This window comes from Deltaproteobacteria bacterium (assembly GCA_019308995.1).
Classification (GTDB): Bacteria; Desulfobacterota; Desulfarculia; order Adiutricales; family JAFDHD01; genus JAFDHD01.
In genome coordinates, this window is record JAFDHD010000113.1 from 1 (window position 1) to 12553 (window position 12553).

Here is a 12553-nt window from a genome sequence, read left to right on the forward strand (position 1 = left end):
AAGGGTCCTCAAGATGGAGGTCCCTGAAGTCAAGAGTGTCGAATCCGTCAACTGATCCCTGCAACCTATTGATTTCCCCAACTTTTCTGCCTTAGAAGCGCAACAAGCAGCAGCCAGGCCCTCTATCTTTTTCTTATTTGAATTAAGGTGGCAGGGATTTTTATTGGCTTGTTCAGGGGTATAATCATAGGCCCTGAAGATATTCTATAGTAGTTCTTAAAAATATATTCCTTTCTGGATTTTGAAGCCAGGAAGCCAAAAGGAACATAATTCTGACAATCGCTATAGAGAGAATTTTAATAATACGTTCCGATTGAAAATCCCAGGGCTGCTTGGTGGCTAAAGTAGTTCTTAAAAATATATTTTTTTCTGGATTCCCGCTTTTGCGGGAATGACAGTGTAAGTTGTTGTCATTTCTGGGCTAGCAGGAATCCATGTGCAGAAAAATAATACCCAAAAGGACACTACTGTCCGGGTGTTATTTTTCACAAGCTCTATAAGCAACGCAATAACAAATAGTTATATGGTCTGAAAACCGTGATCGATTTGAACTCAATTTTAGTAGAATTCGTCCATTCCGATATGACCACCGTCGAGGGAATGACGGGTGGCCCCGACAATTTTGTCGGGGTCGCGAAGCGACAGGAGGTTGATCGAAACAGGCTGGCCGGATGTAATGAACTCATGAAAAAACGGCTTATCCATGACATAAAAGGTCATGCGCATTTTATGATCTGATCATATCCATGCCCTGGTATGGTTCCCCGGGGAAGGAGAACTGAAGCCTTTTTATGAAACATTGGAAGCAGCGAAGCTCTGTGCTTATCAAACGCAATCTCAGGTGAAATCAAGCCTATCGGGAAATCAGTTTAAGTGGAGATAGGATGAGCGCCATAAGCATACCTCTTGTGCTGACGCACCCCGACAACAAAAGTTGTCGGGGCCACCCGCCAAACCTTGCAAATCATCAGCATTACTTTGTTCGCAAAAAGTCCCATTTTTCAAGTATTGACGGCCTTCTACAATAAAATCATAGAGGAGGCTTCTGGCAACCAACTGACATTATTTGACTCTTAACCGGACAGTAGTGCTAAAAGGAATATAATTCTGACAATCGCTCTAATCGGTGTGCTTTATGGGAATGGACAGCCTAATTTCAAATGATTCATTGAATAGGCCAATGATCAATGGATTGGTCTATCTCGGCCATGAGGCGGATGGTCTCTTTTAAGGCTACAATTATTTTCTGGTAGTGGATCTTATCATGGTGATCGAGTGTTCGTCCTCGGCGGTCTTTAAGCCATTTTTCGCAGACTTGGTATCCGCCGATATAAAACTCCCAGACTTCAGGCGGAACACCATCAAAATATTGCTTTTTGTTTATATAAACCCGGCCCTTCTTTAGTACTTTCCCTGTTACCGGTTCCCGCATATCCGGGGCTAGATATTTTGGGTGGCCTTTCGCGACTAAATGGTCACCAGGAAGAGGAAAACTGGTGATGAGGTTTGATAAGGCAGGAGCCTCCATTAAATGCAGGGCCACAAGCTCTTGACCTAATCCGCATAACTTGCGGAAAAGCTTTCGGTCGGATGTGAGAGGTACACGGGGGAAATCTCTCTTTAGAAATTCAGAGTATCGCTCGCGATAGGTAGGGGAATGTAAGATTGCATAAATATAATTAAAGACATCCTCAGGGCCAAACGTTCTTTTTAGATCACCTATCCCCTCTGAAAAGAACTTGAGTTTCAAGCGTTCCCCCAAATCTCTTACGAATTCTGAGTTAAGATTGGGGACACGTTTATCTTTACCGGATAACCAAGGTTGGGCTATCGGATTGTCTTTTTTGGGGAAAAAGTAAAGGGGGAAAACAAAGCCATTATTGGAAGTCTTTGGTGACATGCATATAACTTCCACAATATGCCGCGTTGCCTGGGTATGGCGAAAAGTCTCACCTTTAGTTAGCCTTGAAGTAATAAGGGCGATATTTTCCTTCCCCAATATTTGTCTCATAACTTCCGGACGAGGCCTGCAAATGAATCCTTTTGTGCGGCCAGTATAGTATGTAAATCTTATGTCAAAAGGCCGATACAATATGGGGACTATTTTTTCTTCTTTTGGCCCGCTTTCCTTTAAATCTTCCTGGGCCAAATGAACTTTCCAGTCCTGGACATCTTTACTCAAATTATATTTTTGCCGAGCCTTATCCTCGGGGAGTTCTATAAAATCGTTGATGGTATTCCAAACTTTCTCTTTCTCGAAATGGATGGTTAAATGATCCCTTGCTGTTACAATGCCTACTGAATTAATCGGGAATACTTCTGTGATCTGCCAACCTTGCTCATATTCAGTTAACTTTCGATTATCAATTGGTACAAAAAAATAAAAAGGCGATTGAGGTTCAAGCTGTTTCCATTCTGTATTAATCAAATCTAATTCAAATAGGCGAAGATATTTACCAGCTCGAATTCCCCACATCTCGGCATGGTAAACTTTGGCTTGATTGGTTTTATCAGGTTTTTTGATGAAAATGCCTAAGCTCACTCCTGGTTGTATATCAAAGACATTTTCGTCCTTAGAACCATCCGGGGAGACTTCTTTCTTTTTAGTACTGCCATGCAGGTCCAGAATGTAAATTTCGCTAAAGGTGCGCATGAGCTGCTGGCGCATGCCTCGGAAGGTGGGATTATCTAAATATCCATGGTTGGTGATAAAACCATGCCTCGGAAGGTGGGATTATCTAAATATCCATGGTTGGTGATAAAACCCAAGACGCCTGCGCCGGTTCGTTCAATACGCCACTGAGCCCAGCGAATAAACTTCACATAATCATCTTGAAGCCATTTGGGATTCTTCTCTTGGAGCCATTTCCCGTCACATACGAAATAATCCTTTATTAAACGGCCTATGAAAGTCGGCTGTTTTTTCTTTCCGGCGCGTCTGGCCTGAGCCTCTTTGGGTATGGCTTTCCCATCAGGGCCTGCTTCCCACCCAGTGACATATATGTCACCTTTTTGAATATCTTTTTCATATTCACTTCGGTTAGCCGAATGTCCAGAGTAAGGCGGGTTTCCTAAAATGACCATGATGGGCAGGTCCCGCTTGATTTCGGCAGCAGCGTCGGCCTCATCGCCGATAATGCGTTCAAGAAAGAACATCTCTTGCTGAGCGATTCGTTCCGCTTCCTCAAGCGTGTTGGTCAGGTAAATACCCAGGCGTTCATCTGAGGCGAAGTCATACCGCCACATGTTCTGCTCTAGATCGAGCATGTCTTGCCCGGCCAACTGCATACCCAGTTTAAAATGGGCCACCGCGTATGGGGCCATGAGCAGTTCAAAACCAAACAGGCGCGGCAGGAGATGTTCTTGAACAAAGCCTGACCACATGCCAGCGTCACGGCGATGCTTAAACTGCTCGCGAATCAGGTCAACAACTGTATATAAAAAGGTTCCGGTCCCACAGGCCGGGTCAAGGATAAGAACTTTGGGGGACTCCTGGTCGGTACCATCTTGGTCCTTATAGACGACTTTCGAAGTATCTGCCAGACCGTCAGCACAATCGAACCGTGTCTTAAGAATATGATCCACAGAACGAACAATATAGGATACAACGGCATCAGGTGTGTAATAGACACCCCTCATTTCTCGAAGTTTGGGATCATACTCGGCTAAGAAGGTTTCATAAAAATGAACGACAGGGTCTTTAAGCCTGCCTCGCTGGCCAAAGTGTTCTAAAACAGCCTCCATATCCGCATGATCCAGTAACTGGACTAAGTCATCTACAAAACCTACATAAGGTTCATAGTCCAGGTCGGTCCCGGTGATGGTTTCAAAGAGTTTGCGCAAGAAAGGGTTTGTTTTGGGGATTTCTGCGGCGGCCCCCAGGCGGCGAAAGGCCTTGGTATCGTCATGATTGCACTGGGCCGCAAAGAGGCCGTAGGCAATGGTCTGGGCAAACATATCTGCGAACTCGCCGGTTTTTTCCGGCGTATCCAGGTCTGGAATCAGCGTTTTGGCAAAGGCCTGGCGAAGCTCGAAGAGCATGTTTGAAGCCCGGTCTTTGTCGAAAGCCTCGACAATAATGTCCCGGATTATGTGGGTCAAACGGGCCATGCGTTCTGCCAGTTCTTTGGGAGTACCCACACGCACCGGAGGATGCGCCAGAAAATTCTGGAGAAGTTCCAGTACCTTTGTTTCCCCATCTGTATCTCGGCGAAGTTTACCGCTTGGACTCATCCAGGCCAGGCGGGCTACTCCCCGCTTTTCGCCATCCACATACCACCTGAATTCCAGATAGTCGGTCAGGATCAGGTTTCCCAGTGAGTGAAAATAACGGTCAAGCTGTTCAGACCGCTCTGCTTCATCCAGTGATTTGTTGATATCCTTGGTCTCTATATAACCTATGGTTAAGGGGACAGGAGGAGAAGTAACCAAAATATCCGGGAATCCGCATTCTACCTTGTCTGGTTCGTTAGTGGTCGTGATTTTAGGCTTAAGAGAGTCAATAAAGGTTTGCAGGGCGCGCCGGTGAGTGCCTTCGGTAACGTGGCCGATCTTGAGTTGCCGTTCAATGGCTTTCAGATACTGTTTGACTGCATCCGGCATTTTTATTCCTTTAAACTATATTGAAAAGTAAGTTATTTTACCTTATTAGCTTCTATCATTGCAAACTATGAAATAATTTTTATTTATGGTAAGGGTGCCCGGCCGTGAGGCGCAAGGCCCGGTAGACCTGCTCCAGAAGCACCAAGCGGCTCATTTCATGGGTCAGGGTCAGGCGCGAGAGGGAAAGACAGAGGTCTGCCTTTCCTTTTGCCATGCGGTCCAGCCCCAGGGGGCCGCCCAGGCCAAAGGCCACGGTCTTAACGCCGCGGTCCATCTGCCTTTTCAGCCACTCGGCCAATTCCAGGGAGGTCATAGCCTGACCATCCGGGTCCAGGAGGACAAAGACGTCTTCAGATTTAAGACTCGTCAGGATACGAGTGGTGTCCTGGAGCCTGATCCTGGCCGCCTCCCTCTCATTTTTCACTTTTGTTTCTTTCAGGATTAGCTCTTCAGTCGGCAGATATGGCCTTATCCTTTTGAGGTAATCAGCCACTCCCTCAGCCAGGTAGGACTGACGGGTTCGGCCGATAAATATGAATTTAAGGCGCATGATGGTGTCTCTGGCAGGGCTAGGTCGCCTGATTTATTTACCCGAATATCAGCCCTTTTTGGGTTTCACGCCCAGGGCTCTGGCGATTTCTTTGGCTGCTGCCTGGACAAAGGCCTGCATTTCCTCAGGTTCAAGCCTGACACCGGGTTCAGGCAGACGTTTAAGACCTTTTGGCCGAATATAGGCTGGCTCATTGACCAGTTCCGGTTTGGCCTTGATTCCAAATTCCGGAGCAAAATTATCCTTAAAATAGGTGGTTTGAAATTCAGCGAACTTGAGAAAATGGGCCGTGGAATCAAGGACAGCCTTATCGCCTTGCTTGAGCAGGCCCTGGGCCAGGGCCTGGCGCAGGCCGGCCAGGGATTCGCCGCCCTGGGTGCAGGCCACGTGCCCGTTGCGGTTGGCCTGAAGCATGGAGTCCATGATCAACTGCTCGTCAACCTGGACCACAAAGAAGCGCGGCCCGCCCGCTCTTTCCTCATACTCCTGCACCAGTTTGAGCACGCGCGGCATGGAGACTGGATTACCGATCATGGCCGCCTGGGCCACACTGGGCTGGACCACGACCGGCTTATATTGCCGTTTCTGCGGCGGATCGGCATAGTAGCGGAAGACCGGGTTGGCATGGGTGGACTGGACTCCGAAGACACGAGGCAGACCCTGGATGACGCCGAAGCGCTCGAACTTTAATAATCCGCTCAAGACGGCGGTCATATTGCCAGCGTTACCGATAGGCACGAACAGGGAAAGGTCCTTGATTTCATAGTCGAAATCCTGTGCGATCTCAAAGGCATAAGATGCCTGTCCCAGGACGCGCCAGGAGTTTTTTGAATTAAGCAGGGCCACATCATAGTTTTCGGCCAGGTGTTCCACGACTTTCATGCAGTCGTCGAAGACACCGGGGAGTTCAAAGACGTTGGCCCCGCTGCCCAGTGGCTGGCTGAGCTGTTGCGGGGTGACCTTGCCATGAGGCAGGAGCACGGCTGACTTGAGGACGCCGGCGAGGTATGCGGCATAAAGCGCGGCCGCGGCAGAGGTATCGCCCGTGGAGGCGCAAACCGAGAGGATCTCTGTGAACCCCTTTTTACGGGCCAGATGATTTAGAAAGGAGGTGGCCGCAGCCATGCCTCTGTCCTTAAAAGAGGCGCTGGGATTTAAGCCGTCGTTTTTGAAGTAGAACTCAGTGCCCACCATGTCGGTCATTGCATCATTAGCCGCGATAATCGGGGTGTGGCCCTCCCCAAGATAGACCACGTCTTCGAGCGGAATGACCGGAGCTAGAAATTCATGGAAGAGGAAGACGCCTTTTAGAGCCGGGATATTGAGCATTTTGCGGTAATCGAAAATCCGCTGCCATTCGACCCCGGTCCGCCGGGCTAAATGGTCCTGGTCCAGGTCCTGGATGAGAAAAACCTTGCCGCAGTCCGGGCAGGTGTAAAGCAGTGAGTCAATCTCATACTCGCGTCCACAGCCCAGACAATGGTAAACCAGATGCCCGGATGGAGAAGGGATCAGGTCAGGCTTGATTTCCTCTGGAAAATCTTCAAGTTTCATGATGTTTCCCTGGCATTTTTATTCATTAAGCCTTGCCCGGAATGGTTTTGTCAAGTCCTGTTGCAGGGGGGGATATAGAATGATTGTTGGAATAAATGGTTTGATTAGTGAGGATTGGGACTTACGTCCTCTTAGGCAGGAGGGCGTGATAAGAACCAAAATCGGATTTGAGGCAGAGCCTGGGAACAAGGGGACAGGTCGGGAATATGAGAATTAGCATTGTGGGGCAGGCTTTCCAGCCAGCCTTTTGTCGTCAAACGGCTAACTTCCTCGGCTTAGACTGGATCGTTTGAAAGGTTAAATCCAAGCTTGTGAGCATGCCTCACTTTAAAGTTGATATTTAAAAGCTCTTCATGCCACTGATCAAGGGCCAGCCCCCGCTTGACCAGCTCTTCTGTTTTTTGCCTGTGGCCCAGTTCAAAATAAACTTGAGCCAGGTGGCTGATGGCGGGAACATGGGCCGGGTGATGTTCGAGGAATTCTTTAAGGGCTTTTTTCAGGTCCTCCCATTTGTGAAGGGCAGAACCGATTTTATAGACGAGTTCAATGGTTTGAGGGTCGGTTTTGTCTTTTTCAAAGGCCTTCAAGTAGCAACTGAAGGCCAGGTCCGGACGGTTTTGCTTTTCGCACATGGCCCCGGTGATGCGGTTGATTTCAGGGTCCTTTCCATTCAACTGGCTGGCCTTGAAAAGAGCGTGCTGGGCCTGATTCATCTGGTTATTGGCCAGGAAGATTTTGGCAAATCCCAAGAAAGGCCGATGGCTGTTAGCCTTGAGCTTAAAGGCGCGATGAAAGGTCTTGGTGGCCTTCATGTATTCACTTGTCTCGACCAGACATTCGCCCAGGCCGATCAGGGCGGTAAAGGCCCCGAAATCGGTGGGGCATACGATGGGGAAGACCCTGCTCTTGAGGTCTGATTCGCGCAGACCAATCTGTCTCAGTCCGCTTTGAAAGGCCGAAATGGCTTCGGAGTATTTTCCTTGCGCCTGGAATATCCGGCCCAGCCTGATCCAGTTGTCAGCCTCATAGCCTCTTTTTATCAGGTCCAGACATTTTTGTTCAGCTTCCTTATAGTTTTTCAAACCAAGCGCTATTTTGGCGTGGAGGTCGTTTAAGTATTGCTGCCCGGGAATGCCGATCTTGATAGATTCAGCCGCCTTGAAATACACGAGCGCTTTTTTAAAATTCTTTTCGTCATATTCTCTCCTGGACTGTTTATACAGGACGTCAAAAGCAAGGCCCTTTGGAGGAAAGACAGGAATGATCGCCATTTTGAGTTTATTTTTACGGCTTGACAAATCAAATAATTTAGGAGCAGACTCCCGCCTGATCAAAAGATCAAAGAGGCTTTCTTTTTCTCCTTTTATGTTCAGCTTAACGGCATCGCATTCAGGGTGATCCGCCAGATAATCAAGAACAAAAAATATCCTCATTTGAAGTTTTGAATCCGCACTCAAGGAAAGGAGATAGAAAAAATCGGCATTCGTTCTTTCAACGCCAAAGCGATAAGCTTCAAGCTCGGACAATGGCTCTGGCGGGGTGAGCACGTGGATGTGTTTCAGTTCACCCAGTTTCCCCAGGCTGCTGCGGCACTCCTCATCTTTTTCCAGGACATTATTGACGAGAATCAATCTATGAGGATAAGAGGTATTATCAGTAAGGTTCGCAATGAACTGTTTAATCTCATCCCCCCATTCATTCACCGGAAGAATAATGGCGACTTTCCGTATGTACATCCAGGGCTCAGGAGGCAAGTCGGTCTTGATTCTTCGAAGATTGTGCAAAAAGCTTTCCTTGTCCTTACGTTCCTTGACACTGATGCGGTCGGATTTATTGATGGGCATGTAATACTCGCCCGTTATCACTGGTACGTATTTAAAATCCGTGAAGAAGGAGAGTTTTCTGGTCAGGTCCCAATCAATGAGGACTTTCACGCTCTCGTCATAACCGCCGACCAAGATGGCCAGGTCTTTTCTATGCAGAAGGCTGACGTGTAAAGTATGGTTGAAGTACAGCATAAAATCGCGGTTATAGTCACGCGAAACTTGAACAAACTTATTTAGAGGGTACCGTTTGTCCGTGGTTTCATCTTTGATAAAAGAAACCGCATAAAGGTCGGAATACACCACACCGACATCAGGGTTTTCATCCAGGGCCTTGGTTAACACTTCCAGATGATTGGGATAGAAAAAATCATCGTCACCTAAGTAGGCGATGTACTCCCCTTTAGCCTGTTTCAGTCCAAAGTTGAGCCTGTGGGCCAGGCCTCTATTTTCGTCGTCATGAAAATAATGGATGCGGTCATCCTGAAACTCCTCGACGACATGGCGAACGTCCACGCCTCCATCATTCATGACCAGGAGCTCCCAGTCCTTCATGGTCTGCCTGACTACACTGGCAACGGCTTCGCTCAGGTATTTGGGCCTGTTGTATGTTCCGATGAGCACCGTGACTTTTGGAGATTTCGCTAACATTTTCATATGGTCCCGCTTTTATCTATTCATTAGGTGAAAGCTTATTTCTTCTCAATTTTTTTTTTAATAAAACCCGGGATATGTTTACAGTCCCATACCATTCTTTTCTGATTGAAAATCGTTTAAGCCACTTGATCCATGACGCGCCTCAGGTTCTCAATCACCTCAAACTGTTCATCTTCAGTAATGCCGTAATAAAGCGGCAAGGTAAAAGAGAGGCGGTCGGCCAGATACGCCATGGGATAGTTCTGGTTCTTGAGTCCATATTTTCTTTTATAAAAACCCAGCGTGTGAAGGGCATGGGTTCCCTGCCGCAAGGAAGCGCCCATCCTTTCGAGACTGGTCATCAAACGATTGCGTCTCAAGTTTGCTGCACTGACCTCATCCCAATCAATGGACGTTTTTCCTTCACGCCGCCCGCTGGCAGCCTTGTACAGACAGACATATGACTGAAAACCATGCTCGAATCCATGGGGAACATGCGGTCTTTTTATTTCTGAAAAATCTCCCAACAATTCATCGTATCGCGCCGCGGCTTGCTTTCGTCCTTGCAAGATCATTTCGGCTTTTTTCATTTGAGTCGCGCCCAGAGCGCCTTGCAGGTCAGTCATGCGAAAGTTGTAGCCCAGGACCTCGTACTCCGGAAGGAGCGACCCGCCCTGTTCCAGATGTCGCTGGCGGTCCGTCTTCGAGGCGCCATGATCTCTTAATTTCCTTATAGTGTCTGCCAGACGGTCATCATTGGTAATAACCATTCCCCCTTCGCCGGTCGTGATGGCCTTTCGCGGGTGAAAGCTGAAACAGCCGGCCAGCGCTTCTGTCCCGGCGTGATGTCCGCGGCGTTTCGCTCCAAAGCCGCAGGCTGCGTCTTCAACAACAATGAGGCCGTATTCGGAAGCGGTTTTATTGACGGCTTCCATATCAGCGCAAAGGCCAAACAGGGACACGGGTATGATGCATTTGGGTCGTGTCTGAGCTTCTGCCCGATGCATCAAATATTCCCTGATTTTTTCGGGATCAATGGTGTAAGTATCCAGGTCAATATCAATAAAAACCGGCCTGGCGCCCGTGTATTCCACGGCATTGGCCGTGGCAATGAAGGTGAAGGCCGGAAGCAGGACCTCGTCTCCAGGGCCGATCCCTGCGGCCAGCAGGGCCAGGTGCAGGGCGGTGGTGCAGGATGTGGTGGCCACAGCATGGCTGGCCCCGACGAACTCTTTAAAGAGTCCTTCAAACTGAGCCACTTTAGGGCCCTGTACCAGCCAGCCGGATCGAAGGACTTCCAGAACCGCTTCTTCCTCAGAAAGATCGAAAACCGGCCTGGTGACAGGGATCCTGTTAAAGGGCCTGGCGCTGGGATGGGGAATGACGGACATAGAGGTCTCCAATTTGGGTGGGTGAATAGCTGTGAGCCTGCCAATGATCGCAGTTCTGGCACAGGTCTTCTAACTGGCCGCGCCCTTTGTGCGCGCTTCTAATCTTTTCGTAAGTTTCACTCAACCATATTTCCGATATGGTGCTTTGGTTCACGTCTCCGATCTGATCCGTCCGGTCCCAGTCGTGATTGCACAGAGCCACCGAGCCATCCCAGTAAACGACCATGTCTGTAAATGGCTTCAGGCAGGGCATCCGGCCGGCGAGGCGTTTGCCTTGGTCCAGTGAACCAAAGTTGCCATCTTGCGAGTGTTCTTCATAGACACGGACGCGATCTACTCGATTCCGCCAGAACTCGACAAAATCTTCAATTTTATCCCTGGTGTTGTCTGTCCTGACCACCGAAACCTGGATCTCGGGTTTGGCCGCGTTTTTTTTCTTTTTTAAAGCACAGAAGGTCTCAATGTTTTTTAGCACTTTTTTAAGATTGGCCCCGCGGCGTATGGACTCGTATGTCTCCGGGTCAATGGAATCAACGCTAAAGGATATAAAATCAAGGCCAAGGTCTATCAGGGCCAGGGAGACGTCTTCATTGAGGAGCGTGGCGTTGGTGGTAAACTGGACGGTCCCGATGTTCTTTCTTTTGGCGTAAGCGAGCATCTCGATACAATGAGGGTGAAGTAATGATTCGCCTCGAAAGAAGGGGACCAAAGTGACGTCACCAAACTCCGCCATCTCGTCCATGATTTTTGTAAACAGTTTATACGGCATAAAACCCTGGGCGGCCTTCATATGACGCCGGGGGCACATCTGACAATTTAAGTTACAGCGGTTGGTAAGCTCCACTGTAATGCGCCGGGGATAATTCAAGGCCACCAGATTTTCAAAGCTCTGGCGAAAATCTATCACCCGGATTAAGTCCTTCTGTTTGCTTAATTCTTTCTCCATCAATAAATATCCTGTTCCACCATTCAAAACTTAACAAAGACCAGATCAAGAGACGGTAGTTCTTCTGGCCGCATGTGTGTTCTTCAAGAATTTTTTCGATATACTGCCGTTTAAAATATCCGCGCTCAAGGCATCTTTCCGAAAGAACGACGCTTTTGATATACTTAACCAATTGCTGCATGTACCAGGATTGATCAGGCGCGCTGAATCCCTGTTTGCGATTTTCAATAATTTCCTTGGGCAGGATTCCTTCCATGGCCCGGCGAAAGATATACTTGCCAGAGAGGTTGACGTCATGGTTGGCGGACTTTATCCATGAGCCGTTGATAAGATATTTCGAGGGTATTGTTCTTGTATAATCAACAAGCTCGTTGTCCAGAAAAGGCACTCTTGACTCAAGGGAATGGGCCATGCTGAGTTTGTCTTCTACCACCAGGATGCCGTGCAAAAAGGTCTTGGCGTCAAAGTAGAGGGCTTTTTTAATAAAGCTGGAGTTTGAATCGTTACATAACACATCTTTAAATGATTCCAGCGGGGAGTAGTTTTCAAATTGCTGCAAAATCCGGGGAGTAAAGAAATCTTTTTTTTCTTCGTCTTTTACAAGCCTTGACCAGTACTGGTAGCTTACTTGTTCAAATTCTGCGCAGGAGGCGCAATTTTTGATCAGTTCATATCGCCAGGGATAGCCTCCCAGGGTCTCGTCGCCACCCGGACCGGCCAGCACCACCTTGACGAACTTACTGGCCAGCCGGGAGAGGTAGTAATGGGGATACGACATCCCGACGCGTAAGTCTTCCATATGCCAGATGACGTGCGGCAGCGCCCATTCCAGATCGCCAGCGTGAATGACCATCTGATAATGTTCTGTTCCGAATTCTCTGGAGATCAATTCGGCTTTATCACGTTCATCAAAAAAGTTTTCAATGCTCACCGCAGTGGCAACGTCAAAACCGCCGGTAAAGGTCATTAATCGGGGAATAATTCTTGATGCAAAAGCGGTGATACTGCTCGAGTCCAGCCCGCCGCTCAAGTAACTTCCAACCGGCACATC

General features: G+C 48.3%; 7 protein-coding genes and 1 pseudogene. All 8 read right to left on the reverse strand.

The genetic code is table 11. The features are described 5' to 3' along the window. Positions 1-558: 558 nt before the first annotated feature. Positions 559-726, reverse strand: coding sequence for a hypothetical protein (locus JRI95_14380; protein ID MBW2062729.1), 168 nt, complete (start codon positions 724-726; stop codon positions 559-561). A 439-nt stretch (positions 727-1165) separates the two neighbouring features. Continuing rightward, positions 1166-4602, reverse strand: a pseudogene (locus JRI95_14385) (N-6 DNA methylase). Positions 4603-4681: 79 nt separating this feature from the next. Then, a complete protein-coding gene (locus tag JRI95_14390; protein ID MBW2062730.1) occupies positions 4682-5152 on the reverse strand; it encodes a 23S rRNA (pseudouridine(1915)-N(3))-methyltransferase RlmH in 471 nt (156 codons plus the stop codon). Positions 5153-5200: 48 nt separating this feature from the next. Then, positions 5201-6706, reverse strand: a complete 1506-nt coding sequence (thrC, locus tag JRI95_14395; protein MBW2062731.1) for a threonine synthase — start codon at positions 6704-6706, stop codon at positions 5201-5203. A 275-nt stretch (positions 6707-6981) separates the two neighbouring features. Continuing rightward, entirely contained in the window at positions 6982-9186 is a 2205-nt protein-coding gene (locus JRI95_14400) for a glycosyltransferase (GenBank protein MBW2062732.1), read from the reverse strand. 116 nt (positions 9187-9302) lie between these two features. Beyond that, a complete protein-coding gene (locus JRI95_14405) occupies positions 9303-10556 on the reverse strand; it encodes a DegT/DnrJ/EryC1/StrS family aminotransferase (protein ID MBW2062733.1) in 1254 nt (417 codons plus the stop codon). Next, a complete protein-coding gene (locus JRI95_14410; protein MBW2062734.1) occupies positions 10519-11502 on the reverse strand; it encodes a radical SAM protein in 984 nt (327 codons plus the stop codon). Before JRI95_14410 ends, JRI95_14405 begins: the two co-directional genes overlap by 38 nt. After that, the coding region (locus tag JRI95_14415; protein ID MBW2062735.1) for an asparagine synthase C-terminal domain-containing protein at positions 11438-12553 on the reverse strand (1116 nt) is incomplete at its 5' end. The genes JRI95_14415 and JRI95_14410, both read right to left, overlap by 65 nt.

Coding starts and splice junctions, on each gene's coding strand:
- thrC (MBW2062731.1), bottom strand. CDS start 6,706: ATGAAACTTGAAGATTTTCCAGAGGAAATCAAGCCTGACCTGATCCCT.
- JRI95_14390 (MBW2062730.1), bottom strand. CDS start 5,152: ATGCGCCTTAAATTCATATTTATCGGCCGAACCCGTCAGTCCTACCTG.
- JRI95_14380 (MBW2062729.1), bottom strand. CDS start 726: ATGCGCATGACCTTTTATGTCATGGATAAGCCGTTTTTTCATGAGTTC.
- JRI95_14405 (MBW2062733.1), bottom strand. CDS start 10,556: ATGTCCGTCATTCCCCATCCCAGCGCCAGGCCCTTTAACAGGATCCCT.
- JRI95_14410 (MBW2062734.1), bottom strand. CDS start 11,502: ATGGAGAAAGAATTAAGCAAACAGAAGGACTTAATCCGGGTGATAGAT.
- JRI95_14400 (MBW2062732.1), bottom strand. CDS start 9,186: ATGAAAATGTTAGCGAAATCTCCAAAAGTCACGGTGCTCATCGGAACA.